The following is a 25,715-nucleotide window of genomic DNA, read 5'->3' on the forward strand; positions in this document are numbered from 1 at the left end:
TGTCAGAGGTCGGCCAGTGCCATTAACGCATAGGCTGGCGGCATCAGCGCCCGCCGCCAGGACCCAAGTGGAAAACGCCGCGGGGGTCGGGCCATTGGCTCAGGCAATTCCGCATCCTGTCCAAGCACCATGCGACTAAGCGCCCGCCCACAATAGGTACCCATCGCGACACCGTTTCCATGATAGGCCAGCCCGGCAAACATCCCATTCTGACCCGGAACGGGCCCTGCGAACGGCGTCAGGTCCTGGGTAAGGCACACCATCCCTGACCACATATTGGTCACGTCCACATCGGCCCATGCCGGAAACATGGCCTTGAAATCACGCTGCACCTTTTGCCGGATCGCAGCCTCGGCCTTAGGTGATGAGCGCAGGCCACCGCGCATCCCAAACAGAAACCGTCGATCCGGCATAAGACGAAAATAGTGCAGAAGATTTCGTGTATCGTAAGACATCTGATCCGAGGTCCAGCCCTGCGCCGACACCTCAGCCTCGGTCAATGGGCGGGTCACCAGAACGGTTGATTGCGCTGGCATATAGCGCCCAGACAGCCATTCAGGCATGTTTTCACTGGAATATCCGTTGGTGCAGATCAGTACATTCGACGCTTTGATCCGCCCTGACCCGGTTCGAACATCAAAGCTCGCGCTGGATTTGGTGATGTCTCTGGCCATGGTTTTCTGAAAAAATCGGACCCCAACGGAAGCGGCCGTATTTGCAATGCCAAACAGGTATTTCCGGGGGTTCAGACCAAATCCGACCGGCACGCTATAGCCCCCGAAAAAATCACCTCCCAACCCGAGCCCGGGCAGGTCGGCCGCCTCATGCAAGCAGCCCCCGTCATCCGCCGAGCGTCGCAATTTCTCCATGGCGCGGGCGGTGTGGGCCAGGGCGGTCTCGCCCTTGGAATGAACGTCCGCTTCGATCTGATGCGCCTCAAGCAGGTCGGCGACAAGATTGACCGCATCCACTTCGGCCTGGGCAAAGCTTTCGGCCCCCTCGACCCCATATCGCCGAGCCATGCCACGATCGCTCAGCTTTGACCCACCTCGACAGCAAAACCCACCATTGCGACCCGAGGCACCCCACCCCGGCGTCTCCGCCTCGAGAACTGCGACGGATAGGCCTGCCTGCCCCAGGAAAAGCGCGGCTGTAACACCTGTGAACCCGCCGCCGATGATGGCGACATCCACGCTCAGATCATCCTGCAACACCGGCCAGTCCGGTGCTGCGATAGTTTCATCCCACCAGCACCCTGATCGCGGTCCAGATCCATAGGTATACTCAGGGAACAGGCGATTCATTCCGCACGCACTGCCGCCATCTCATCCTGTTTCTGCCTGACCATCGCGCGCTTGGTGACCAAAGATGCTGCTATGACACCGACCGTCACGACCGCAATCATGATCGTGGATAGCGCATTGATTTCAGGGCTGACGCCCAACCGCACAGCTGAGAAAATCTTGATCGGCAGAGTCGTGGCTGACGGGCCCGATGTGAATGATGCGATCACCAGATCATCCAGCGACAGCGTAAAAGCCAATAGCCAGCCTGAAATCACCGCCGGGGCGATGATCGGCAGGGTGACAAGACGGAAGGCTTGTGCGGGTGAGCACCCAAGATCCAACGCTGCCTCTTCCAGAGACTGGTCAAACGTGACCAGACGTGAGGATACAACAACCGACACGAAGCACATTGAAAAGGTCGTATGTGCCAGCACGATGGTCAAAATACCCCGGTCCAGTCCAATTCCGATGAACAGCAGCAAAAGCGACAGGCCAGTGATCACTTCGGGCATCACAAGAGGCGCATAGATCATGCCCGAAAACAGAGTCCGGCCAAAGAACCGCCCACCGCGTACCAGCACATAAGCCGCCGCCGTACCCAGAATGGTAGCCAGGGTCGACGAGAATACTGCAACCCGCAAGGTGACCCAGGCAGCATCAAGAAACGCTTCGTTCTGGACCAACTCACCATACCATTTGGTCGAAAACCCAGCCCAAACCGTGACCAGTTTGCTTTCGTTAAAAGAGAAGATGATCAAAATGAGCATCGGGATATAGAGAAACGCGAAACCAAGCGTCAACGAGACGACGTTGAACCAGCTTAACCTGTTCATTGCTCAGCCTCCGTCTGTTTCTGCTGGTTGCGCTGGAACAGCACGATGGGAATCACAAGGATCAGCAACAGCACAACTGCCACGGCACCGGCCACCGGCCAGTCTCGGTTCGAGAAGAACTCCTCCCACAACACTTTGCCGATCATCAATGTCCCGGATCCTCCGAGCAATGATGGGATCACAAATTCGCCGATCACCGGAATCATCACCAGGAAACAACCCGCGATGATACCCGGGCGTGACAAGGGGATCGTTATCAGCCAGAAGGCTTGAATACGCGAACAGCCCAAATCCTCTGCGGCCTCGATCAGCGACTCGTCCATTCGTTCAAGCGCGGAATAGATCGGCAAAATCATGAAGGGCAGATAGGTATAGACGATACCGATATAGACAGCTGTGTTGGTGTTCAGAATGGTCAGCGGGGTCGAGATGATGCCCGTCCACAGCAGCAGTTGGTTCAGGTAACCTTCGTTGCTGAGAATACCCATCCAAGCATAGACCCGGATCAGGAACGACGTCCAGAACGGCAGGATAACCAGCATCATCAACGTCGGGCGCCACTCAGCCGGTGCGCGGGCCATGCCATACGCGATAGGATACCCCACCAGCAAAGTCAGTATAGTTGAAATCAACGCGATTTTGACACTGGACAGGTAAGCTTTCCAATACAGGTCATCTTCGGTTAGCCAGACGAAATTCTCAAAATCCAGCTGGCTGAAGAAATCCCTGAGCCCGGCCCAGCCCTGAGATAAATCCAGTGTCGGCGTGTAAGGCGGGATGGCCAGGTCCGTGTCCGAAAGCGAAATTTTCAGAACGATGAAAAATGGCACCAGAAACAGCGCCAAAAGCCAGACATACGGGACGGCGATCAGAAGGGCGCGGCGCATCAATCCGCCAACAGAACCGCGGCGGTGGCTGTCCAGGACAGCCAGACCGGGTCTTCCCATGTAAAGGAACGACGCGAAATGCGACGGGTATTTGCCGTCTGCGCCTTGATAATCGTGCCGTTATTCAGTTCGACGTGATAAGTGGACAGATTGCCCAGATAGGCAATGTCAAGCACCTTGCCCTGCACTGCGTTGATTGCATCCGCTGGACGATCAACCGAGATCGTCACCTTCTCGGGGCGGATCGCCAGATGACAGAGCTGGCCGTTCGAAAACTCTGTGGTCGAGGACGCAGTCAAAGGTGCCTGACCTTCAGCCCAGTCAATCTGATAGGTCTCATCGGCGCTTGCCGCGGCTCGGCCCTGGATGATGTTCACGTCGCCAATGAAATCGGCCACATAGACCGAACTGGGATTCTCATAAATCCGGTCGGGTGTCGCCACTTGTATCAGATTACCCTGATCCATTACCGCAACCCGGCTGGCCACGGTCATCGCCTCTTCCTGATCATGGGTCACGATCACAAAGGTGGTGCCGGTCTTTTCCTGAATATCCATCAACTCGAACTGCGTATCCTGTCGCAGTTTCTTATCCAGCGCCCCCAATGGTTCGTCCAGCAACAGCAGCTTCGGCGCTTTGGCCAGGGATCGCGCAAGCGCCACGCGCTGACGCTGACCACCCGAGATCTGGTGCGGTTTGCGACGGGCGAATTGTTCAAGCCGGGTCAGGCGCAACATCTCTTCGACACGATCCATAAGATCATGCTTTGGCATATTGTCCCGACGCAGACCAAAGGCGATATTTTCCCAGATAGATAGATGCGGAAACAGCGCGTAGGATTGGAACATCATGTTCACCGCCCGTTTGTTCGGCGGAATGGGATCTATATCCTGCCCGCCCAGCAGAATATGCCCTTCGGTCGGTTTTTCAAACCCGGCCAACATTCGCATCATCGTGGTCTTGCCGCAGCCCGAGGGCCCTAGCAGAGCAAAGAATTCTTTCTCAAATATATCCAAGGACAGATTGTCGATGGCCGTGAACTCACCAAACCGTTTGGTGACATTCTGGAACTGGATCAGAGGTTTCGCCTGTGGGTCTTCCCACGGCACAAAAACAGTAGAATTCAAAACGGCCCCCGTTCGGCAATCTGAAAAGAATGGCAGGGCGGTTGGTCCGCCCTGCTGAAACAAGCCGGATCAGGTGCCCGATTTGATCTTGGTCCACAAACGGGTCACGACCCGCTGTATCTTCGACGGGTAAGGCGTCGTGATATAGAGGTTTTGCATGGTCGCATCATCCGGATAGATGGCCGGATCACCGATCACGTCTTCCTCAAGAAATTCTTGCGAAGCCTTGTTGCCATTGGCGTAGTAAACATAGTTCGAGGCCGCAGCCATATTGTTGGCATCCAGAATGAAATTCAGGAATTTATGCGCACCCTCCGGGTTCGGAGCATCAGCCGGAATCGCCATCTGGTCGAACCACATCAACGACCCTTCAGCAAAGGGATGGTACTCAATTTCAACACCATTATCGGCTTCGGCCGCACGATCGCGGGCCTGCAGGATATCACCCGACCACCCCACGGCGACACAGATGTCGCCATTGGCCAATGCGTTGATATATTCCGAGCTGTGGAACTTCTGAATGTGTGGTCGAACGCTGGTCAAAACCGCCTCGGCCTTGCCAATGACATCTTTGTCATGGCTGTCCGGGTCTTCACCCAGATATTGCAGAACCATCGGAATGATTTCTGCCGGAGCATCCAGGAAATGTACGCCGCAGGATGCAAGTTTCTCCATATTCTCGGGTTTCAGAACCAGATCCATGCTGTTCAGCGCAACATCCTCGCCCAACGCTTCCTGCACTTTTCCAACATTTACACCAAGCCCGGTTGTGCCCCACATGTAGTTGATTGAATAGGCGTTGTCCGGATCATACCCGGCAGTACGTTCCTGAATCACATCCCACAGATTGCCTGAATTCGACAGCTGTGCAGCGTCAAGCGCCTGAAAGGCTCCAGCCTGGATCTGACGCTGAAGGAAAGTACCCGAAGGCACCACCACGTCATAGCCTGATCCACCGGCCAGCATCTTGGTCTCCAATACCTCGTTGCTGTCAAAAACATCATAAATCAGAGTCAGACCGGTATCTTCCTCGAACTTTGTCAGAAGCTCTTCGTCGATATAGTCGGACCAGTTGTAAACACGCACCTCTTCAGCGAAGGCCGCCGAAGTCCCCAATGCGATGACCGCTGTCATGGTCAGCGTTTTGATTGTCATATTATTCTCCCTGCAAGTGTACGCGCTATTTTCCCGTTTTTTTGGATTTGATCAAGTTTTGCGTTTTCGCACGATCCGTCGTATGGTTTCACGAGGTCAGAAACCTGACAAGTCAACATAGCGGGAAACAGGGCAAACCACTTGGATTTGATCAAAAATAAGGCATCCAGCACTGACGGTGCGCGTGAAAAACGACCTGCGCATGAACAGGTCTATAATACCCTCAGATCACAAATCATGTACGGTGAATTGGTGCCGGGGCAACCCGTCACGATCCAGGGTCTCACTGATTCGTTGGGTGTTGGAATGACCCCTGTGCGGGAGGCTATCAGACGCCTGATATCCGATGGTGCTCTGGTGTTTCAGGGCAACCGCCGAGTGAGTGTTCCTCTTCTGACCGACGGCGACGTCGAACAGATGATTTATTCAAGAATCAAAATAGAATCAGAGCTTTCGAGGCGTGCAACTGCGAATGTGACACCTCAGGACATTGATCATCTTGAGCAGATCGACCAACGTCTGGATCGCACTATCAGCGACGGAGACGTCAGCGGCTATCTGCGCCTCAACCACCGGTTTCACGAAACGCTTTACGGCCATGCAAACGCCCCGATTCTCAATGATCTGGCCGAGCGCCTGTGGCTTAGATTCGGGCCGTCTTTGCGCGTTGTATGCGGTAGATTCGGCACTCAGAGCCTGCCGGACCGCCACAAGGATATCATTTCGGCGTTGCGCAATCAGGACGCGGATATGGCAGCAAAAGCAACCGCACAAGATATCGAACAGGGCATGGAGCTGATGGCAGACGCCTTAGTCAACGCTTAGATCTGTCCGATTCGATTGACAGGAAAAAATTTGATCATATTGTAGCTGCCAATCGCTCTTGCAGGAGATTTTCCGATGTCGACCATCACAAACCATTTGCCCACGGCCCAGCTGCAGGCCTTGGACGCCGCCCACCACATGCACCCTTTTTCGGCCAATGGCGCCCTAGGGAAAGAAGGCGCGCGTGTGATCACCCGTGCGAAGGGCGTCTACCTTACGGACAGCGAGGGTGAAGAAATACTCGATGCAATGGCGGGCCTGTGGTGTGTCAATATCGGCTATGGTCGCGATGAACTGGCCGAGGTCGCAGCCCGCCAGATGCGCGAACTGCCGTATTACAATACCTTTTTCAAAACGACCCACGTCCCTGCCATCGCGCTGGCCGCGAAGATCGCGGAACTTGCGCCGGGCGATCTGAACCATGTGTTCTTTGCAGCCGGCGGGTCTGAGGCGAATGACACAAACATCCGTCTGGTTCGGACCTATTGGGCCGAAAAAGGCCAGCCCGACAAGAACATCATCATCAGCCGACATAACGCCTATCATGGCTCTTCGGTCGGCTCGGCGTCGTTGGGCGGCATGGCAGGGATGCACGCGCAGGGTGGAATCCCGATCCCGAATATCCACCATATCAACCAACCAAACTGGTGGGCTGAAGGTGGTAGCATGTCTCCCGAAGAATTCGGCCTGGCCCGCGCGCGTGAGTTGGAAGAGGCGATTGAGGAACTTGGCGAAAACCGCGTCGCAGCCTTTATCGCCGAACCCGTACAGGGCGCAGGTGGCGTGATTGTTGCACCGGATACCTACTGGCCTGAAATTCAGCGCATCTGTGACAAATACGATATCCTGCTGATTGCGGATGAGGTCATCTGCGGTTTTGGTCGCACAGGCAACTGGTTTGGGTCTCAAACCGTCGGCATTCGCCCCGATATCATGACCATCGCAAAGGGGCTCAGCTCGGGCTATGCGCCTATTGGCGGGTCCATCGTGAGTGACGAGATTGCCGAGGTCATTGGCGGAACCGAGTTCAATCACGGCTACACCTATTCCGGCCATCCGGTCGCTGCAGCCGTGGCACTGGAAAACCTGCGCATCCTTGAAGAAGAAAAGATCGTCGAGCATGTCCGCGACGTAGCCGCCCCCTATCTGAAGAAAAAATGGGAAGCGCTGGCCGATCACCCGCTTGTGGGCGAAGCCAAGATTGTCGGCATGATGGCGTCAATCGCGTTGACACCGGACAAGGCCAGCCGTGCCAAATTCGCGTCCGATCCGGGCACTGTCGGCTATATCTGTCGCGATCGGTGCTTTGCCAACAACCTGGTGATGCGCCATGTAGGCGACCGGATGATCATCTCTCCTCCGCTGGTTCTAACACCCGCGGAAATTGATGAGATGCTCGTACGCATCCACAAATCGCTGGACGAGGCACAGGCCGAGATCATTGCACAGGGCCTGATGAAAGCGGCCTCCTGACCCGCGCAGCTTCATCTGGCTGAAAATACCTCGGGGGAGGCGCCGTCAGGCGACGGGGGCAGAGCCCCCTCCCCTACCTCAACCGCTCTAACAGCGGCGCGGACGCATAGCCGTCCGGCACAAGCCCCTGCGCCAGTTGATAGGCCCGAACCGCCTCAGTGGTATTCGGGCCGGTGCGCCCGTCGATCCCCCGTGTGTCAAACCCTGCCTCGGTCAGCCGGAGCTGTAATTCCTTCTTCTCAGAAAAGCTCAACACCCGATCACCCCGAGGCCACTCGGCCTGAAACGCCGCGCGGCCCGCCAGACGGTCGGACAAATGCCCAATGCCGATCACATAGGCATCTGCACCGTTGTATTGCTCGATCACGCGGAAATTATCGAAGACCATCAATGCAACGCCTTCACCACCCGCTGGCAACAAGATCGCTGCCTGACCATGATCCGCAACGGGCTGTCCATCCCACGCAACCACGCCCAGTGCCGACCAGTCTGACGGCAGCAGTGTGTAATCGCGTCTCGCGGCTGCAAAATCGAACCCGGCGGGCAGGCGCACTTCAACACCCCATGGCTGTCCCTTGGTCCACCCATGACGCGCCAGATAGGCCGCTGCCGAGGCCAGCGCATCGGTCGGGTCATCCGTCCATATATCCCGCCGCCCGTCACCGTCGAAATCCACGGCGTGATCCAGAAACGAGGTCGGCATGAATTGCGTATGCCCCATTGCTCCGGCCCAACTTCCGACCATCGTTGCGGGGCTGACATCGCCTGCCTGAATGATCCGCAAGGCGGCAATCAGTTGCGTTTCAAAGAACTCAGCCCGTCGGGCATCAAAGGCCAGCGTCGCAAGCGAACGGATCGTCTGATCCGACCCCCGAAATGTGCCGAAAGATGTCTCAAGCCCCCAAATCGCGGTCACGACCTCTTTTTCGACCCCATATTGCGCTTCAATCCGGGTCAGCACTGCGGCATGGCGTTCCAACCCCGCGCGACCGTCTGCGACGCGCCGATCAGAAACGGCCGCATCCAGATAGTCCCATATCGGCTTGGTAAACTCGGCCTGATTGCGATCGCGCTTGATAATATCCTTGTCATAGGCCAGCCCCGCTAGCGCGTGATCCAGAGTGCCGGGCAAGATACCCTGGGCCTGTGCCCGCGTCCGAAAATCACCAAGCCACGCCTGAAACCGGGCGCTTCTTTCTTCTGACACGCGATACATCTCCTCCGATGGTCGGACGACCGGTCGGATTGAGACTGTAAGATCAGCCGACGCCAATTGTATCGGCTGTGGCCCTTCCGGGCTTTTGATGGACTCCGCCTGTACGATGGATGCCCATAATGCTGCGGTCATAACGCCGCTTACGCATCTACGCATTCCGAATTTCCTGATAACTGCTCAACCACAGGATAGCGCAAAAACGGCAAATCTCAAAGCGCTCAGCTTTCCGAGTCGCGGTCTCTCGCCTCTCGCTCGGACCGCAGCCGGTTCAGAGCTTCGCGCAGCAGGGGGACCCGATTGGGCCGGAACGAGGCCCCGGTAATCTGCATCTCTTGCATGCGATCCAACCGAAACACGCGGAAATCCTGCCGCAACAGGCACCAGCTGATCAGCACGCTGGCGCGGTCCATGTAAACGATGCTCAACGGATTTACGCAGCGATGGGTCTCGTCGCCTTTGGCATCCCAATAGGAAAATTCGATCGTCTGTTCGTCCCAGGTGGCCCGCCGCAGTTCAGCGACATCCACCGTTGGTTTCGGCGGCCGGTCAAACCGTGTGGCGGTCAGCACCGCATGGCTGAGGCGCTGAGACTGGCGCGGTGGCAAACGACCCTGCAGCTTGCGCAGAACTTCGCTGGCAGCCTCAGAGAGGCCGGGATCACCAATGGATTGTACCTCGCGCAGGCCAAGCACCAGGGCCTCAAGCTCATCATCGGTGAAGCCAAGCGGTGGCAGGGTGGCGTCCTCGATCAGGGTGAACCCGAACCCCGCCTCTCCGTCGATCACGGCGCCGAGGCTGCGCAATGAATCGATGTCTCGGTGAATCGTGCGCGGCGAAACGCCCAGATCCTGAGCCAGCTCAATCGACGTTCTTGGCGACGGGCCAGAGCGCAAGGATTGCATTAATTGGAACAAACGGGCGGTGCGGGTCATAATGCAGGTTACTTTATCTCTAATGACAGAAATTGTCATTAGCTCGGCATACCCATCACCTATACCCATGATGGAGCCCAAGATGCTGACCCTTTTGACCTACCCCTCTGCCTTTGGCCTGTTCAGCGCCAGCCCGTTTTGCGTGAAGACGGCACTAATGCTGCAAACATCGGGCCAACGCTGGCAGCGATCTGACCTCCTTGATCCGCGCAAGATGCCGCATCAGAAGCTGCCGGTTCTGCGCACGCCGCAGCGTCTGATCCCCGACAGCGACCTGATCCGCGACTGGCTTGAGACGCAAGGTAGTGATTTTGATCACGGGCTGAGCGATCTGCAAAAAGCCCAATCTCGTGCTCTGATCCGCCTGGCTGAGGAACATTTGTATTTTCAGATCGTTCAGGACCGTTGGGCGAATGACGAAGTCTGGCCAACCCTGTACAAGACCTTTTTCACAGGCATCCCCACCCTGATCCGCAAACCGGTTGCCAATTCTATCCGCAAGAACGTTGTTAAAGGGTTGGGGTTTCAGGGTGTTTCGCGGTTTTCAGCCGCCGAACGTCAGGACAGGCTGGAACGCGATCTTGAGGCGATCTCGGCCTATCTATGGCAGTCGACCTATTTGATGGGAGAAACCCCGACCTCGGTGGATATGAGCGTGGCCCCCATGCTTGCCGCGATGCGCGCGACGCCGGCCAATACACCGCTGACCCGGCGGATCAAACAGGATAAGCTGTTAAGCGACTACATAGACCGGATGGAGCAGGCGATACCGCTGTCATGACACAATTTGACGATCCCGCAGTGGCAGCGGCCTATCAAGCCCTGCCCGAAGGCACACGTGCCGGGGCGCTTGCGCTGCGTCAGTTGATCCTGGAAACCGCCACTTCGTTGCCCCGCGCGCAGCCGTTGCAAGAGGCATTGCGCTGGGGGCAGCCCGCCTATCTGGCGCCCAAGGGATCCACGATCCGATTGGGCGGGCACAAAGCGGCCCGCTTTGCCCTGTTCGTGCATTGCCAAAGCCGGTTGATGGGCGATTTCACCTCGGCCTTTCCGGGCGAAGATCGGATAGACGGCAACCGGGCAGTTCTGTTTGATAATCCGGATCAGATCGACGCCACCCGCCATGGCTGGCTGATAGCCCGCGCGTTGACCTATCACCTTCCCGCAAAAGGCTGACTTACATGCGCCTTGTTCCCGAGATGCGAATTCACTTCTGACGGCGTTTGCGTTCCACCTTGCGTTTGATCTTGTCCTTCTTGCGCTTGGTGCTGACTGCCTTGCGTCGCGTTGGGCGCTTGGATGCCCCTCCGCGCCCCGTCGGCAGGGCCTGATCGTCGATCGACAACAGCTCCAACTCCAGCCCGCCCGTCACAGGTGTCGCCTCGGTCAGACGCACGGTGACGCGTTGGCCGATGGCTATGATCAGCCCGGTGTCCGACCCCATCAGGGTTCCGGCCTCGCGGTCGAAATGGAAGAACTCGCGCCCCAAGGATCGCACCGGTACCAGACCGTCCGCGCCGGTCTCGTCCATTTTCACGAAAGCCCCAAACCGGGCGATACCACTGATCCGACCCGAGAACTCGGTCCCAACACGCTCGCTCAGATAAGCCGCCAGATACCGGTCGGTCGTATCTCGTTCCGCCATCATCGAGCGGCGTTCGGTATCCGAGATATGAGTGGCAGTTTCGTCCAGCCGGGCGATCTCATCCTCGGTCAGCCCATCGGTGCCCCAGCCATGGGCCGAGATCAGCGCGCGGTGCACGATCAGGTCGGCATAGCGCCGGATGGGCGAGGTGAAATGCGCGTAATTCCGCAGCGCCAGCCCGAAATGGCCGAAATTTTCAGCGTTGTAATAGGCCTGCGCCATCGACCGCAGGGTGGTCAGGTTGATCAACTCTGCATCCTCGGTGCCCGCAGCCGCATTCAGCAGTGCGTTCAGGTGGCGGGTCTGCAACACCTGCCCCTTGGCCAAATTCAACCCCGCCGCCTGAGCCGTTTCCCGCAGGCTTTCCAGCTTCTCAGGTGCCGGTTCTTCGTGGACACGGAACAGCAGCGGGCGGCGCTTAGCGATCAGGGTTTCAGCCGCAGCGACATTGGCGAGGATCATGAACTCTTCGATCAGCTTATGCGCGTCCAGACGGTCGCGGAACGCCACGCTTTGAACGTCGCCCGTATCGCTCAGGATAATCTTGCGTTCCGGCAGGTCCAGTTCCAGCGGTTGCCGCACAGCCCGCGCCTTTTTCAGTGCAGCATAAGCAGCATAGAGCGGCTTCAGTACGGTCTCTAACAGCGGCCCGGTGCGGTCATTGGGGGCGCCATCGATGGCCTCCTGCACCTCGGCATAATGCAGCGAGGCGGCGGAGCGCATAAGCCCTCGCACGAATCGGTGGCCGATCTTGTAGCCCTCGGCGTCGATCTGCATCCGCACGGCGATACACGCGCGCGGGACGCCTTCGTGCAACGAACACAAATCACCGGACAGCCGATCCGGCAGCATCGGAACCACGCGGTCGGGGAAGTAGCTGGAGTTGCCCCGTTTGCGCGCCTCGCGATCTAGCGCCGTACCGGGCTGCACATAGGCGGCAACATCGGCAATAGCGACCCAGATGACATATCCACCGGGATTCTTCGGATCCTCATCCGCATGCGCATAACAGGCGTCATCATGATCGCGCGCATCCGAGGGGTCGATGGTCAGCAGCGGCATATCGCGCAGGTCTTCGCGCCCTTTCAGACCAGCGGGTTTGGCCTTGTCGGCCTCTGCAATCACTGTGTCGGGGAAGTCATCGGGAATGCCATGCTGATGAATGGCGATCAGCGACACGGCCTTGGGGGCCGACGGGTCGCCCAGCCGTTCGACAATGCGGGCACGTGGCAGGCCCATGCGGGTTTTGGGTCCGGCCTGTTCGGCCTCGACCAACTCACCGTCTTTTGCACCCAATACGGCACCTTCATTGACCAGCCACTCGTTCTGTCCGGCCTTGTCGATGGGCACGATCCGTCCGCCCTCGGTCCCTTTGCGGAAGATACCGACGATCTTGCGCGGGTTGGTTCCGATCCGGCGGATCAGGCGGGCCTCGTAATTATGGTCTTCCTCATGCACCACGGTCAGACGGGCCAGAATGCGGTCGCCTTCACCCAGCGCCGGGTCACTGGCGCGGGTGATCATCAGAACAACCGGCTCGACCCCTTCGCCATGCCACTCCAAGGGCCGTGCGAACAGATCACCATCGGCGTTCGGGGCCTTCACCTGCAGCACGCTGACAGGCGGCAGACGATCCGGGTCACGATAGTTGCGATTGCGCTTTTCAAGATGACCTTCGGCCTCAAGTTCCTTGAGGATCCGTTTCAGGTCGATCCGATCCGCGCCCTTGATGCCAAAGGCTTTAGCAATGTCGCGTTTCGAGGTCAGGGTGGGGTTCGCCGAGATCCAGTCGAGGACCTCTTGCTTGGTAGGGATGCGAGTCATGATTTCGGCCTATCACGGAGATGCGGCGGCGTCATGACCAAAAAGGGTCAGGCTCGCAGATCGGCAACCGTATCGACATCGCGCAGCTGATCCAGCATCGCCACCCGGCATCCGGGGATCGAGGCCAGCGTGTCGGCCAGCGCATGTTCCGTCGACCAGCGCACGTTTTGAAACAGGCTGTGCGGCAGGGCACCAATGCGTTGCGCCCCGACCAGCCAATATCCGCCATCCGGGGCCGGACCAAACACCATCTGGTTGCGCCCCAATGCCCGGAACGCGCGCGCGATATGCTCCCGTGCAACCCCCGGGATATCCGCACCGATCAGACAGACTGGCCCTGTTGGCATTTCCCGCAGCATCCGCCCCATACGATCGCCCAGATCCCCTCGACCCTGTGGCGCACGCGGCAGGTCGGCGGGCCAGATGCGGCTGGTCAGCCCTTCGCGATCCGGCGAGACCGCAAGCACGATCTGCCAACGCGGATCGCGCAGACGCCGGATCAGCGACCGGGTCTGATGGCGAAACCACCACGCCGCACCGACCATACCGATATCGCGCCCCAACCGGGTTTTGACACGGCCCGGGCGCGGTTCTTTCACCATGATCACCAGGGTGCGCTGCATGAATCAGGAAAAATAGTCGGCCAAAATACGGGTATAGACTGACTTGAGCTGTTCAATCTGCGCCACCTCAACGCATTCATCCACCTGATGCATGGTTTTGCCGACCAAACCAAATTCGACAACCGGACAATGATCCTTGACGAAACGCGCGTCCGAAGTACCCCCGGTTGTCGACATCTCGGGCGTGACCCCGGTTTCAGCCGCAACCGCTTTGGCCACCAATTCCGACAGGGGGCCAGGAGGGGTCAGAAAGCTTTCGCCCGATATCTTGATACGCACGTCAATTTCGACACCAAACGCGGTGGCCACATCGCGCGCCTGCGCTTGCAGCCAATCACTGAGGCTGGCGCCGGAATGCAGGTCGTTGAACCGGATGTTCACCGCCCCGCTGCACTGTGCCGGGATGACATTTGTGGCGGAATTGCCGGTGTCGATCGCCACAACCGCCAGCGTCGAGGCATCGAAATGGTCGGTGCCCTGGTCCAACTCGTGACTGGCCAGCCTGTCCATCAGCCGGGCCATAGCGGGTAGTGGGTTCTTTGCCCGGTGCGGATAGGCCGAATGGCCCTGCACACCTGTTACGGTAAACCAGGCGGTCATCGAGCCGCGACGGCCAATCTTCATCATTTCACCCATCCTGTTCGGGCAGGTGGGTTCACCGACCAGGCAGACGCTCATCCGCTCGCCGCATTGATCCATATGGTCAAGCAGGGCGGTGGTGCCATGCAGCGCATCAGCCTCTTCGTCACCCGTGATCGTCAGGATGATGGCCCCGTCGGGCGGCGTGTCGCGTACAAAATCCACTGCCGCCGCTGCAAAGGCCGCCACACCCGATTTCATGTCAGTGGTCCCGCGCCCATACATGAACCCTTCCCGGATTTCTGCCCCGAAAGGCGGTGTGGTCCAAGCGGCCTCGTCGCCCACCGGAACAACATCGGTGTGACCGTTGAACCCAAAGCTTCGGGCGTGACCTTTTGCACCCCATCGCGCAAACAGATTGCTGATGCCGGCGCGATCAACACGGGTACAATCAAACCCCGCCTGTGACAGGACATCCTGCAGCAGGACAAGGGCACCGCCTTCTTCAGGTGTGACCGATGGGCAACGGATCAGGTCGGCCGTCAACGCAATCGGATCTGTCATGGTGGGCCCTTTTCATAAAATTTCTTTCAGGTTCGTGCACAGATTCAACGAATTGGCCCGATTGCCAACCCCAACAGGCCAGAAACCGCGGGCTTTTTCCACCTTGTATCGAACTGACACCCCCGGAAAACATGGGGCCTTACGCTGCGATTGCCTTGTCTGCCGGTTCGAATATGCGCTAGAGGGCCGCGAAACAGGTGATTTTACGATGACACGTGCTCTTTTCGCATTGATCTGCCTGACTTTCGCCGTTCTCGGCCAGCAAAGCCAGGCCCAGACGCTGACGGTTTCGACCGTGACACGGCCTCCGTTTTCTTTTGTCGAAGATGGAGCCCAAACCGGATTCTCGATGGACCTGCTTGAGGCGTTGGCTGAATCCCTGAATTGGGACTATTCCATCCAGCGTTCCGACGCCTTTGGCGACATGCTGGGCGCAGTGCAGAACAGATCCGCCGATCTGGCCATCGCCAATATCTCGATCACTGCCTCGCGAGAAACGCAGATGGACTTCAGCCAGCCGATTTTCGAGGCTGGTTTGCAGATCATGGTGCCATCGGACGCGGTGCGCCGCCCGTCACTGCTACATGCGTTACTGTCGCGCGAATTGTTTATTGCTATCGGGCTCGCCTTTGCAATCCTTCTTGGCGGCGGCATGCTGATGTGGGTGTTCGAGCGCCGCTCGCAGCCCTATTTCGACCGCAAGCTAGACGAGGCCTGGTTCCCCTCATTCTGGTGGGCCTTGAACCTGGTGGTCAATGGCGGGTTTGAGGAACGAATGCCGCGCACGCCATTTGGTCGAATTCTGGGTGTAGTGCTGGTTGTATCTTCGCTGTTTATCGTCTCGGTCTTCACTGCGCGGATCACCTCGGTCATGACAGTGGATGCAATCAGTGGCAGCGTGAATTCGATAAATGACCTTTACGGCAAAGAGGTCGGAACAATCTCGAATTCAACCGCTGCTAACTTTCTGAACCGCCGCGAGATCGAGTTTACCAACTATGATGGGCTCGACCCCATGCTTGAAGCCTTTCGCAACGAGGAACTGGACGCCATAGTGTTCGACGCGCCGATCCTGTCCTATTTCGCCGCCCATGAAGGACGCCGGATCGCCTCGATGACAGGCGGTATATTCCTGCGCGAGAATTACGGTATTGCCTTCCCTACCGGGTCCCCGCTGGTCGAAGACGTCAACCAGGCGCTGCTGGCGCTGCGCGAAGACGGCACCTATGACGAGATTTATCGCAAGTGGTTTGGGGCGCGGAACTAAGCCGTCTCTTCATCCCCGAAAAACGGGGTCATCTGCGCCACGATCACTGCATTTTCATCCAGTGCGCGCTGCATTAGGGCCCGTTCATCCGGGTCGATCTCGTGACCTTGCGCCTCACGTTCGACCAAAGTGCCATAGCCTGTGACATCCAAAGGCGCGGTATCTGCCTGTTTCAGGATCGCCACCGTTTCGCGCACGGCCTCGGCCTCGTCGACGCCGCTGGCAAAACACATCAATGCCGCCCCGGTTGCGCCGTCGGGCAGGCCATCGCCATCCTTGCGACCGATCTGCACAAGCAGGGTATAGACCTGCTGACGCGAAGGTTTCTTTTGCTTTTCCATGCAAGGGGCCATAGCCGCGCACCTGCCTGCGGTCAAGCAGCCGGGGAATTGCAGTGGATCGCCTGTGCCGCCATAGTGCCCGCAGTAACCTGACACCGATCACAAAAGGACGTTGCCATGACTTATCCGGATTTCATCACAGGATTCCCAAGCCTCGACGTGCCCTTCCCCGAAGATGTGGTGCAAACGGCCGTGATCAGATCAGACGCGGGGCTGGTGGCGTTTTTTACCTTTCTTCAGGATTTCGAACTGCCCCTTCATTCCCATCTGGCACAATGGGGAACTGTGGTCGAAGGTGAGATTGAGCTGACCATTGGCGATGAAACCAAGAGCTATGGCCCCGGTGACAGCTATTCGATCCCCGCAGGAGTGGAGCATGGCGGCAAGATCAAAGCCGGGTCGCGCGTCATTGATGTGTTCGAAGAACCGGACCGCTATCCGGTCAAAGGGTAAGCGATAACAAAAAAAGGGCCGCAGCGGATCGCGCTGCAGCCCCCTTGTTTGATCCGCGCCCAGTATTAGTCGCGCAGCAGCTCGTTGATCCCGGTTTTCGAGCGGGTCTTTTCATCCACCCGTTTCACGATCACGGCGCAGTAGAGGTTGATGTTGTTCTTGGACGGCATCGAGCCCGCAACAACCACCGAATAGGGCGGAACTTCACCATAGGTGACCTCGCCGGTTTCGCGGTCGACGATCTTGGTCGATTTGCCGATGAACACGCCCATGCCCAGAACCGAGCCTTCGCGCACGATGCAGCCTTCGACCACTTCGGACCGGGCGCCGATAAAGCAGTTGTCTTCGATGATGGTCGGACCCGCCTGCATCGGTTCCAGAACGCCGCCGATCCCAACACCGCCCGACAGATGGACGTTCTTGCCGATCTGTGCGCATGAACCGACGGTGGCCCAAGTATCAACCATTGTGCCCTCGTCCACATAGGCACCCAGGTTCACAAATGACGGCATCAGAACCACGCCGGGCGCAATAAAGGCGGATTTGCGAACGACGCAATTCGGCACCGCGCGAAAGCCAGCGGCCCGCCATTGGTTTTCACCCCAACCCGCGAACTTGCTGTCCACCTTGTCCCACCAGCCGCCGTCCTGAGCGCCGCCGGTCTGGATTTCCATATCCTTGATGCGAAAGCCCAGCAGAACCGCTTTTTTCGCCCACTGGTTCACATGCCAGTCGCCGCTGTCTTGCTTTTCCGCGACCCGCAGCGACCCGCTGTCCAGCGCGTTCAGCGTATCTTCGATCGCTTCGCGTGTCTCGCCGGTGGTGGCGGGGGTGATGGCATCTCGCGCCTCCCAGGCGGCTTCGATGGCGGCTTCCAGTTGCGCGTTGGACATTTGGCGGCTCCCTGCAGATTCTGTTCACGCTTGTGTTGCCTATACGCAAGCGACGGACTGGCTGCAATGCGACGCTGAGCGCGCGCTTTGCGGCTGTTTGTTCCGGTTTCAGCCGTTCAGAGGGTCCGGTGAGATGTTTCCACCACAGATCAGCACCGCCACCCGTTCGCCCGGCTCTGGCGTGTAAGCCCCCGAAAGCAGCGCAGCCAAGGCGGTTGCGCCTGCCGGTTCCACCAGAATCCGATGCGCCCGCCACAGGACCTTCTGCGCCTGCGCGATGGCCTCATCACTGACCAGAACTGATTGCACGCCCTGTGCCAGATCGAAACAAATCGAGCCGATCCGCCGCGCGCCCAGCGCATTTGCCGCAATGCCCGAGACGGACACATCCACCGGTTCTCCCGCCTGCAGGGCTGCATTCAGCGCGCAGGAGGTTTCCGGCTCAACCGCCACGACCTTGCGCGTGCCTTGCAGCCAGGCCAGCGCCCCGGCGATCAGACCGCCACCGCCCACCGCGATCAATACGGTATCCGCTTTCAGGCCCTGTGCCTCCCATTCGGCAAAGCAGGTTCCCTGCCCGGCGACCGTAGCGGGGGCGTCATAGGCGTGAATCTGCATCGCGCCCGACGCATCCTCATACGCCTGCGCCGCAGCAAGAGCGTTGGCATATTCTCCCGGCACCACGCTCAGATCTGCGCCTGCCTGTTCAATCAGCGCAATCTTGGACGGCCCTGCCAGTTCCGGGACAAAAATCTTGGCCGGATAGCCTAGCGCCTGTGCCGCATAGGCTGCGGCTGCGCCATGATTGCCGCCCGATGCGGCCACAACCCCGGCCTCGGGCACATCCGAACTGATCAGAGTGTTAAACGCCCCGCGCGCTTTGAAACTGCCGGTGTGCTGCATATGCTCCAGCTTCATTTCCACCGGAAAATCCAGCCCCAGGGCACGGCTTTCCACCACTGGCGTCACCTGCGCATAGCCACTTATGCGGTGCTGTGCCGCCAGTATTTCGCTCTTCCAATTCATTCTCATCTTTCCGTGACTGGCACTCTGCGCCCGAACCCTATAGCTGTTTGGAAAACACGCAAGCAGGGATCGTTACCCCATGAGAGAAGACCGCCTCAGCCCGTTTCGCGACGCGCAGACCGACCGTTCGACCGCAAGCGAGGTACCCGACACCCCGCAAACCCGCTCACCCGCCTATCGCCTTGCCTTTGCCGATGAGGATTTCCTGTGCCGGGACGAGTTGCGCCCGGTGCGCCTGCAGCTGGAACTGCTCAAGCCCGAGATGATCATGACCGAGCGTGAGATCACCTCGACCATCGTCATGTTCGGCGGCGCGCGTATCCCTGAGCCGTCACAGAAACACACCGCGCGGACACAAACGCTGGCCGGGCTGTCGGAATATTACGACGAGGCGCGTGAGTTCGCCCGTTTGATGACCGTGAAATCGAACGAGACCGGCGGGCGCGAAAATGTGATCGTCACCGGCGGTGGCCCCGGCGTGATGGAGGCTGGTAACCGCGGCGCGCAGGATGCGAACGGCTGTTCCATCGGCCTGAACATTGTGCTGCCGCATGAACAGGCACCGAACCTGTACGTTACGCCCGAGCTCAGCTTTAACTTCCACTATTTCGCCATCCGCAAGATGCATTTCCTGATGCGCGCCCGCGCCATCACCATCTTCCCCGGCGGCTTTGGCACCATGGATGAGCTGTTCGAGTCCCTGACCCTGATTCAAACCGGCCGTATGGAGCGTGTGCCCTTCCTGCTATTCGGTCGCGCGTTCTGGGAAAAGGTCATCAACTGGGAGGCGCTGGCCGACGCCGGCACCATCTCGGACGAGGATCTGGACCTGTTCCGGTTCGTCGATACCGCGCAAGAGGCGGTCGACATAATCGATAAATGGGAACCCACCCCGCCCCGTGACGAAATACCGGGGCGCTAAATGATGGGGCGCAAGACCGGCGAAATGCTGCATCTGCGGGGCAACGCACTGACCAAGGGCGAGCCCGTGGCCCTGCCCCTGACCCAAAGCAGTATGTTTCACCTGCCCGGCGCACCGGACGGGCATGATTTCTACGGTCGCGTCAACAACCCAACCTGGGAACATCTGGAACAGGTTCTCGCCCATCTTGAAGACGCCCCCTGCCTGGCTTTCCCGTCGGGCATGGCGGCGATCTCGGCCGCGTTGTTTGCCACGGTCAAAGCCGGGTCGCGCATCCTGATCCCGTCGGATGGCTATTACGTCACTCGCGTGCTGGCCGACCGATTTCTGTCTGGTCTGGGTGTCATCGTGACAGAACGCCCGACAACCGCCTTTTCCGAAGGCGGGTTCGACGGCATCGATGTGGTCTTTGTCGAAAGCCCCTCGAACCCTGGTCTGGATATGATGGACCTGCCAGCCATCGCGTCGTCCGTGCGCGCAGCTGGTGGGATCACCATTGCTGACAACACAACCATGACACCACTGGGCCAGCGTCCTTTGGATATGGGCGTAGATATCGTCGTGTCCTCGGACACCAAGGCCATGGGTGGGCATTCCGATCTGCTGATGGGCCATGTGGCCAGCCGCAATACAGATGTCATGGAGCGGGTCGAGGAATGGCGGCGTGTCTCTGGCGCGATCCCCGGTCCGCACGAGGCTTGGTTGCTGCATCGTGGGCTGGAAACACTGGATGTTCGGTTTGACCGGATGTGCAGCTCGGCCCAGGTGTTGGCAGAACGGTTGGCGGCGCATCCGTCTGTGAAAGACATCCGCTATCCCGGCCTGCCAGATGACCCATCCTACACCTTGGCACAGGCTCAGACCACGCGGTTCGGATTCCTTCTTTCGATCACGTTGGAAACCCAGGCCAAGGCCGAAACCTTCATCAACACCTGTCCAATGCTGCGCCCTGCGACGTCTTTTGGCGGCGTCCATAGCTCGGCCGAGCGCCGCGCCCGTTGGGGCGACGACGTTGACCCCGCTTTTGTCCGTCTGTCGGTGGGATGCGAGCCGGTGGTTGAGCTTTGGCAGGCAATCGATGCCAGCCTGAACGCACTGTAATTACTTTTTGGGCGTGCGCAGCTCGGTGAACACGTAGATCGGCAGCACGACGCTGGCAATCAGCGCGCCCAGCCAGACCAGCAGTGTCGCAGCCAGCAGGTTGGAAATTCCGCCAACCGTCAGCCCATTGGTCACCAGATCGGTCACAAGCAGGCCGACAAAGGTCACGATCAACGCGATCCCGCCTTTCAACGAAGGCGCCCTTTTCTCACCCAACTTCAGGATCAGCGGCTCGGCCACCACCTGCACCAGCGTGAAGACGATCACCACAACGATGAATGAAATCGGCTTGATTGCAAAACCGGTCAGTAGCAAAGCGGCCAACATTAACCCAATGGCATTGCCCGCCAGCAGGGCCAGAACCGATTTAAGTCTGCGCGTCATCGGCTGATCTCCGTCAATGAATAATATGAAACAGCCTGATAGTATCAGAGATTGCGAAACTTGCGAACCAATTTAGCCACCGGTTCTTTTTGACCTGTTGAAATCACGTGATAAAATACCTTCATCATGATCAGCCCTTCCCCCATCCATGAGAGGTGAGATGAGCGACGATCCCTATGCCGCACTTGGCGTGGCCAAAGATGCCAGCGACGCTGAAATCAAAAAAGCGTATCGGCGTATTGCCAAGGAATGCCATCCGGACTTGAAACCCGGGGACGCCGAGGCCGAAGCCAAGTTCAAGGCCGCCGCCGCGGCCTATGATCTGTTGAAAGATCCTGAGACGCGCAAACGCTATGACAATGGTGAGATTGATGCCTCGGGACAGGAACGCCCGCAACAGCAATACTATCGCGATTACGCCGAAGCCGCCGGCAACCCCTATCGCGGGCAGGCGACGGACCCGGACGACATGTCGGATATATTTGCCGAATTCATGCGGGGTCGCGGCGGATTTGGTGGGCAAGGCGGCCGCGAGTTTCACGCGCCCGGCCACAATCTGAACTTCACGCTTCAGATCAGCTTTCTGGATGCGGTATTCGGCGCCAGCCAGAAGCTGACCCTGCCGGATGGGGACCGGATCGAAGTCAAGATACCCGCAGGGATCACAAGCGGTCAGACCATTCGCCTGCGGGGCAAGGGTGCCGCTGGCTATGGTGAGGGGCCGCGCGGCGATGCGCTGGTGACAGTATCAGTCGCGGATCATCCGGTATTCGACCGTCAGGGAAATGACATTCACATCACGCTGCCCATCACGATTGATGAGGCGGTGCTGGGCGGCAAAGTGGCGGCGCCCACGATCGATGGGGGCGTAAACGTGACCGTTCCGGCCGGAACCAGCAGCGGCAGAACCCTGCGCCTGCGGGGTAAGGGCGTCAAGAAGCGCGGCTCGGCCGAACGGGGCGACCAGTTGATCGAGCTGACCATTTCAATGCCCGATCAAATCGATGATGAGTTGAGGCAATTTATGGATTCATGGCGAGAAACCCACCGCTATGACCCACGCAAAGGAATGCCGTCATGACCCGCACCCTGACCGAAGAGGAACTGATCACTGCCGTAGCCCGGCTGACTTCGACCCGATTGACAGAATATCTGGCCGCCGAAATCGTGATCCCCGAACAAACAGATCGCGGATTGGTCTATCACAGCCTCGACGTTGCCCGGCTGGAGTTGGCCTGCGAGTTGCACGACCAATACGAAATGGAGGCAGACGCAGTGTCGATGATGATTTCCCTGATCGACCAGATGCATGGGTTGCGCGCAGAACTTCGAGAGGTCCTGAACGCCGTCGCAGCGCAGCCAGATCCGGTTCGTCAGCAACTGATCAAAGTGATCGGCACCGCGAGATTTGGGTGAGAGCGGCCTAATTGTCGACCAGATACTCTTCGGGAACAAAGAATGTGTAATCTCGGTCGGCAACCGCCTCGTGGCAATCGTGGCAATACGCAACTGCGTTGGCGCGATCCCCCATCGTGTCCCCAAACAATGACCCATCCGGCATGACCATGATATAGCGCCAGTCAGCCGTAGCAGGGTTGGCGCCCTCGGCCAGTTTCTGCATGACGAACATCGCGCCGGGATGGCTTTTCCCCTCATCCGTAACGGTCACGCTGTCCTTGGCCAGCACAGACCCCACCGGAAGCTTTTCGCCTTCCGTCAGGGTTGCATAATTATACGCCATCCGGTTTGCATAGCTGTTCACAAATCGCCGACCATGGGTTTCAGATATATAGGGCGCATCGTTGTACAGCGGCCAGTTTTGGTAATTCAGAAGCAGATCCAACTGCGCTGCGGCATAGCCGCGTGCCATCCGGCGCTGCAACGAGTCATAAATTTCACGCGCGTCGTCCTTGGTCAGATCAGCCGGATTTTCGATAGCCAGATGAGCATCCTCATCATTTGACTGCGCAACAGCATCAGTTACGGCGACGGCCGCACAAGCCAAAACTAAAACAAAACTAAAGTACGGGATTTTCAATCGAAACATCATAGAGATAACCCAACTCGTAACCTGTTATGCCGCAATCGGCACACGGAGCTGAAATACAAGGTAGCCGCCGTGAACGAATTTGCCACATGCCAGCCACCGAACTCACCCTATTGTGCGCAAGTGAGCCTGGTGCATCCACACCTAGCCAATGAAACATATCAAATTTTGCATTCGATAGACAGCGCCCCAAAAATTAATTTTGTGATGCGCCGTCTATTCAGCTGCTTATCCGCGGTCGAGACCGGCCTCGGCCTCAATCTGCTTGCGCGATTTACGGGCGCGTTCGGTGGCCGATTTCAGCTGACCGCAGGCCGCCATAATGTCCTCGCCCCGCGTCTTGCGGATGGGCGAGGCATACCCGGCCTGATAGATGATATTGGCAAAAGCCCGAATACGATTGTTCGAGCTGCGCTTATACGGTGCGCCGGGCCATTCGTTGAACGGGATCAGATTGATCTTGGCCGGGATTTTGTGGCGCTTGATATGTTCGATCAGACGATGCGCATCCTCATCGCTGTCATTCACACCATCAAGCATCACGTATTCAAACGTAATCCGTTCCGAATTGGAAACCTTGGGATAGCTAGCCAAAGCCTGCAGCAACTCTTCGATATTCCAGCGTTTGTTGATCGGCACCAGCACATCGCGGGTTTCATTGGTCGTCGCGTGGAACGAAATTGCCAGCAGGCAGCCGATTTCCTGCGCGGTACGCGCGATTTCGGGCACCACGCCCGATGTCGACAGGGTAATCCGGCGGCGAGACAGCGAGATACCTTCGGGGTCCATCGCGATTTTCATCGCGTCGCGGACGTTCTCAAAATTGTAAAGAGGCTCGCCCATACCCATCAGAACGATGTTCGACAGCAGGCGGGTTTCGTCCTTGGGCGCACCCGGTACCGGCCACTCGTCAAGATCATCCCGCGCCATCATCACCTGACCGACAATTTCCGCCGCCGTCAGGTTGCGCACCAGTTTCTGCGTGCCTGTATGGCAGAAGGAACAAGTCAACGTGCAACCGACCTGAGACGAGATACACAGCGTGCCGCGATCGTCCTCGGGAATATAGACCACCTCGACCTCATGCCCGCCAGCAATACGGACCAAATACTTGCGTGTGCCATCCTCGGACACTTGTCGGGTCACAACCTCGGGGATTTCGATCACGAAATGCTCGGCCAGCTGGGTGCGATAGGCTTTGGCCAGATTGGTCATCTCGGCAAAGTCGCGCACACCCCATTGGTAAATCCACTGCCAGATCTGGCCCGTGCGCATCTTGGCCTGTTTTTCAGGCGTGCCGTGTTCGATCAGGGTCTCGCGCAGGCGATCCCGGGTCAACCCGACAAGGTTCACCTTCCCCTCCGGCAATTTGCGGGGGATGGTCATGACGTCTTGAGTGATCGGCGCTTTGGGCGACATAGGTGGGTCTCGAAGATTCTGGCTTGGAATGCGCCTCTATATAGGACTGCGCGCAAAGATCAAAAGAATTCGTCGCGCCTAATTTACAAAACGCAGCAATTCGTCAATCCGCAGGCGCCCCAATTCAATCCGGCAAGAGGTGATACCAATGCCGGTTCCCGACCCACCACCAAAAGACGCGCCGACCGCCTCGCACTGCGCATCACGATACCCGACCCACGCGCTTTGCGCCGCCTCCATCGCAGGCGCCGCGCTTGTCCGTCCGGTCACCTCGTCCAACGCGTTGGCTGCATCCATGGCAAAGCCAAAACTATCGGTCAGCGCGGCCTCAACCCCCGCTTCCATACTGGCAACGCAAGATCCGATTTCGACTTGTGAACTTGCGTTCGTGCATTCCATTGCAGGATCCGCCACAGCCAACGTGGGGGTTAAAACAGCCAGTAGCACCAAACGCATGACATACTCCTCGAAGGGTCGTTAGACTAACGCGTTCAGCTTAGCACAGCGACGCCAGAGGTTACAAAAAACCGCGGGGATCAACCCCGCGGTCATTCGAACTCCTATGCCGCCTGGACGTTTCCAGGCCAGCCGTATTGGATCACGCACCTGCTGGTGGAATAAAGCAATCCTCGGCGTCCAGCGTTTTGACCGGATCGTTTGGCCCACATTGCTCTCCCGAAACCGGGTATGTCTCAGCGGATTTATCACAAGCGCTCAGCAATACGACGGCGGTCAGCACAAACAGGCCCAAAACTTTCTTCTGCATCGATGCTCTCCTTTTCTCTCTGCTTGAACCGATTAGTTCAGTATTTCAGAGCGCGGAGCATTGACGCAGATCAAATTTATAGATGACGTTAAGTTAAGCTATGAAGGAGGGCGGTCCTATCCTGCGA

General features: G+C 58.2%; 28 protein-coding genes. 10 read left to right on the forward strand and 18 right to left on the reverse strand.

Features of this window, described 5'->3' with window-relative positions:
- Positions 1–2: 2 nt before the first annotated feature.
- The 5 genes from AC2FJ5_RS12920 to AC2FJ5_RS12940 form a co-directional block, all read right to left on the reverse strand.
- Positions 3–1,304 carry an NAD(P)/FAD-dependent oxidoreductase gene (locus tag AC2FJ5_RS12920; protein WP_496793581.1) on the reverse strand — a complete coding sequence of 434 codons (1,302 nt, stop codon included), beginning with the start codon at positions 1,302–1,304 and terminating at the stop codon, positions 3–5.
- On the reverse strand, positions 1,301–2,119 hold the full coding sequence (locus tag AC2FJ5_RS12925) for an ABC transporter permease (protein WP_142637169.1): 819 nt from the start codon (positions 2,117–2,119) through the stop codon (positions 1,301–1,303). The genes AC2FJ5_RS12920 and AC2FJ5_RS12925 overlap by 4 nt, the downstream gene beginning before the upstream one ends.
- Positions 2,116–3,006 carry an ABC transporter permease subunit gene (locus AC2FJ5_RS12930; RefSeq protein WP_496793582.1) on the reverse strand — a complete coding sequence of 297 codons (891 nt, stop codon included), beginning with the start codon at positions 3,004–3,006 and terminating at the stop codon, positions 2,116–2,118. Before AC2FJ5_RS12930 ends, AC2FJ5_RS12925 begins: the two co-directional genes overlap by 4 nt.
- On the reverse strand, positions 3,006–4,133 hold the full coding sequence (locus AC2FJ5_RS12935; protein ID WP_496697546.1) for an ABC transporter ATP-binding protein: 1,128 nt from the start codon (positions 4,131–4,133) through the stop codon (positions 3,006–3,008). The genes AC2FJ5_RS12930 and AC2FJ5_RS12935 overlap by 1 nt, the downstream gene beginning before the upstream one ends.
- Before the next feature lie 69 nt (positions 4,134–4,202).
- Complete coding sequence (locus tag AC2FJ5_RS12940; RefSeq protein ID WP_142637176.1) at positions 4,203–5,288, reverse strand: polyamine ABC transporter substrate-binding protein; 1,086 nt, start codon at positions 5,286–5,288, stop codon at positions 4,203–4,205.
- 141 nt (positions 5,289–5,429) lie between these two features.
- Here AC2FJ5_RS12940 and AC2FJ5_RS12945 point away from each other — a divergent pair, with 141 nt between their 5' ends.
- Both AC2FJ5_RS12945 and AC2FJ5_RS12950 read left to right on the forward strand, forming a co-directional pair.
- On the forward strand, positions 5,430–6,113 hold the full coding sequence (locus AC2FJ5_RS12945; protein ID WP_271949594.1) for a GntR family transcriptional regulator: 684 nt from the start codon (positions 5,430–5,432) through the stop codon (positions 6,111–6,113).
- Between the two features lie 75 nt (positions 6,114–6,188).
- Complete coding sequence (locus AC2FJ5_RS12950; protein WP_496793584.1) at positions 6,189–7,586, forward strand: aspartate aminotransferase family protein; 1,398 nt, start codon at positions 6,189–6,191, stop codon at positions 7,584–7,586.
- Positions 7,587–7,659: 73 nt separating this feature from the next.
- Here AC2FJ5_RS12950 and AC2FJ5_RS12955 read toward each other — a convergent pair whose 3' ends face one another.
- Together AC2FJ5_RS12955 and AC2FJ5_RS12960 are read right to left on the reverse strand one after the other, a co-directional pair.
- Positions 7,660–8,958: a lytic murein transglycosylase gene (locus AC2FJ5_RS12955; RefSeq protein WP_496793585.1), complete on the reverse strand. Its 1,299-nt coding sequence runs from the start codon at positions 8,956–8,958 to the stop codon at positions 7,660–7,662.
- Between the two features lie 62 nt (positions 8,959–9,020).
- A complete protein-coding gene (locus AC2FJ5_RS12960; protein ID WP_496793587.1) occupies positions 9,021–9,734 on the reverse strand; it encodes a helix-turn-helix transcriptional regulator in 714 nt (237 codons plus the stop codon).
- Positions 9,735–9,801: 67 nt separating this feature from the next.
- Here AC2FJ5_RS12960 and AC2FJ5_RS12965 point away from each other — a divergent pair, with 67 nt between their 5' ends.
- Together AC2FJ5_RS12965 and AC2FJ5_RS12970 are read left to right on the forward strand one after the other, a co-directional pair.
- Positions 9,802–10,515 carry a glutathione S-transferase family protein gene (locus tag AC2FJ5_RS12965; protein WP_496793588.1) on the forward strand — a complete coding sequence of 238 codons (714 nt, stop codon included), beginning with the start codon at positions 9,802–9,804 and terminating at the stop codon, positions 10,513–10,515.
- A complete protein-coding gene (locus AC2FJ5_RS12970; protein WP_496793589.1) occupies positions 10,512–10,910 on the forward strand; it encodes a DUF1801 domain-containing protein in 399 nt (132 codons plus the stop codon). The genes AC2FJ5_RS12965 and AC2FJ5_RS12970 overlap by 4 nt, the downstream gene beginning before the upstream one ends.
- 31 nt (positions 10,911–10,941) lie before the next feature.
- Here the strand turns inward: AC2FJ5_RS12970 and rnr are convergent, their stop codons facing one another.
- Genes rnr through dapE form a run of 3 tightly spaced genes read right to left on the reverse strand, consistent with a single transcriptional unit; the run spans position 10,942 to position 14,969 of the window.
- Positions 10,942–13,203 carry a ribonuclease R gene (gene rnr / locus AC2FJ5_RS12975; RefSeq protein ID WP_496793590.1) on the reverse strand — a complete coding sequence of 754 codons (2,262 nt, stop codon included), beginning with the start codon at positions 13,201–13,203 and terminating at the stop codon, positions 10,942–10,944.
- Positions 13,204–13,250: 47 nt separating this feature from the next.
- Positions 13,251–13,826 carry a TIGR04282 family arsenosugar biosynthesis glycosyltransferase gene (locus AC2FJ5_RS12980; protein ID WP_496692553.1) on the reverse strand — a complete coding sequence of 192 codons (576 nt, stop codon included), beginning with the start codon at positions 13,824–13,826 and terminating at the stop codon, positions 13,251–13,253.
- Positions 13,827–13,829: 3 nt separating this feature from the next.
- The gene (dapE, locus tag AC2FJ5_RS12985) at positions 13,830–14,969 is read right to left on the reverse strand and encodes a succinyl-diaminopimelate desuccinylase (protein WP_496793591.1); all 1,140 of its coding nucleotides are present in this window, start codon (positions 14,967–14,969) and stop codon (positions 13,830–13,832) included.
- 208 nt (positions 14,970–15,177) lie between these two features.
- Between dapE and AC2FJ5_RS12990 the strand changes: the two genes are divergently transcribed.
- Positions 15,178–16,236, forward strand: coding sequence for a transporter substrate-binding domain-containing protein (locus AC2FJ5_RS12990; protein WP_142637194.1), 1,059 nt, complete (start codon positions 15,178–15,180; stop codon positions 16,234–16,236).
- On the opposite strand, the gene AC2FJ5_RS12995 is transcribed toward AC2FJ5_RS12990, so the two are convergent.
- On the reverse strand, positions 16,233–16,577 hold the full coding sequence (locus tag AC2FJ5_RS12995) for a DUF8846 family protein (RefSeq protein WP_496793592.1): 345 nt from the start codon (positions 16,575–16,577) through the stop codon (positions 16,233–16,235). The two genes, AC2FJ5_RS12990 and AC2FJ5_RS12995, sit on opposite strands and share 4 nt — an antisense overlap.
- A gap of 117 nt (positions 16,578–16,694) precedes the next feature.
- Between AC2FJ5_RS12995 and AC2FJ5_RS13000 the strand changes: the two genes are divergently transcribed.
- Positions 16,695–17,030 (forward strand): cupin domain-containing protein, encoded by a 336-nt coding sequence (locus AC2FJ5_RS13000; protein WP_142637196.1) that lies wholly within the window; start codon positions 16,695–16,697, stop codon positions 17,028–17,030.
- 65 nt (positions 17,031–17,095) lie between these two features.
- Here the strand turns inward: AC2FJ5_RS13000 and dapD are convergent, their stop codons facing one another.
- Both dapD and AC2FJ5_RS13010 read right to left on the reverse strand, forming a co-directional pair.
- Positions 17,096–17,923, reverse strand: a complete 828-nt coding sequence (dapD, locus tag AC2FJ5_RS13005) for a 2,3,4,5-tetrahydropyridine-2,6-dicarboxylate N-succinyltransferase (RefSeq protein WP_271949578.1) — start codon at positions 17,921–17,923, stop codon at positions 17,096–17,098.
- A gap of 108 nt (positions 17,924–18,031) precedes the next feature.
- Positions 18,032–18,949, reverse strand: coding sequence for a serine/threonine dehydratase (locus tag AC2FJ5_RS13010; protein WP_496793593.1), 918 nt, complete (start codon positions 18,947–18,949; stop codon positions 18,032–18,034).
- 79 nt (positions 18,950–19,028) lie between these two features.
- On the opposite strand from AC2FJ5_RS13010, the gene AC2FJ5_RS13015 reads away from it, so the two are divergent.
- Together AC2FJ5_RS13015 and AC2FJ5_RS13020 are read left to right on the forward strand one after the other, a co-directional pair.
- A complete protein-coding gene (locus AC2FJ5_RS13015; protein WP_496786754.1) occupies positions 19,029–19,871 on the forward strand; it encodes an LOG family protein in 843 nt (280 codons plus the stop codon).
- Entirely contained in the window at positions 19,872–20,972 is a 1,101-nt protein-coding gene (locus tag AC2FJ5_RS13020; RefSeq protein WP_496793595.1) for a cystathionine gamma-lyase, read from the forward strand.
- On the opposite strand, the gene AC2FJ5_RS13025 is transcribed toward AC2FJ5_RS13020, so the two are convergent.
- Positions 20,973–21,356 (reverse strand): hypothetical protein, encoded by a 384-nt coding sequence (locus AC2FJ5_RS13025; RefSeq protein WP_142637207.1) that lies wholly within the window; start codon positions 21,354–21,356, stop codon positions 20,973–20,975.
- A 160-nt stretch (positions 21,357–21,516) separates the two neighbouring features.
- Between AC2FJ5_RS13025 and AC2FJ5_RS13030 the strand changes: the two genes are divergently transcribed.
- Complete coding sequence (locus tag AC2FJ5_RS13030) at positions 21,517–22,437, forward strand: DnaJ C-terminal domain-containing protein (protein ID WP_271949567.1); 921 nt, start codon at positions 21,517–21,519, stop codon at positions 22,435–22,437.
- Positions 22,434–22,772 carry a hypothetical protein gene (locus tag AC2FJ5_RS13035; RefSeq protein ID WP_281973035.1) on the forward strand — a complete coding sequence of 113 codons (339 nt, stop codon included), beginning with the start codon at positions 22,434–22,436 and terminating at the stop codon, positions 22,770–22,772. The genes AC2FJ5_RS13030 and AC2FJ5_RS13035 overlap by 4 nt, the downstream gene beginning before the upstream one ends.
- A 7-nt stretch (positions 22,773–22,779) precedes the next feature.
- Here AC2FJ5_RS13035 and AC2FJ5_RS13040 read toward each other — a convergent pair whose 3' ends face one another.
- The 4 genes from AC2FJ5_RS13040 to AC2FJ5_RS13055 all read right to left on the reverse strand — a co-directional run bounded on the left by AC2FJ5_RS13040 (position 22,780) and on the right by AC2FJ5_RS13055 (position 25,588).
- A complete protein-coding gene (locus AC2FJ5_RS13040; RefSeq protein ID WP_496692559.1) occupies positions 22,780–23,403 on the reverse strand; it encodes a cytochrome P460 family protein in 624 nt (207 codons plus the stop codon).
- Between the two features lie 228 nt (positions 23,404–23,631).
- On the reverse strand, positions 23,632–24,822 hold the full coding sequence (gene rlmN, locus AC2FJ5_RS13045) for a dual-specificity RNA methyltransferase RlmN (RefSeq protein WP_496793596.1): 1,191 nt from the start codon (positions 24,820–24,822) through the stop codon (positions 23,632–23,634).
- Between the two features lie 78 nt (positions 24,823–24,900).
- Complete coding sequence (locus AC2FJ5_RS13050; protein ID WP_496750328.1) at positions 24,901–25,278, reverse strand: lysozyme inhibitor LprI family protein; 378 nt, start codon at positions 25,276–25,278, stop codon at positions 24,901–24,903.
- Positions 25,279–25,420: 142 nt separating this feature from the next.
- Positions 25,421–25,588 carry a hypothetical protein gene (locus AC2FJ5_RS13055; RefSeq protein ID WP_185956689.1) on the reverse strand — a complete coding sequence of 56 codons (168 nt, stop codon included), beginning with the start codon at positions 25,586–25,588 and terminating at the stop codon, positions 25,421–25,423.
- Positions 25,589–25,715: the final 127 nt, after the last annotated feature.

The organism is Ruegeria sp. CDSA221 (assembly GCF_059611825.1).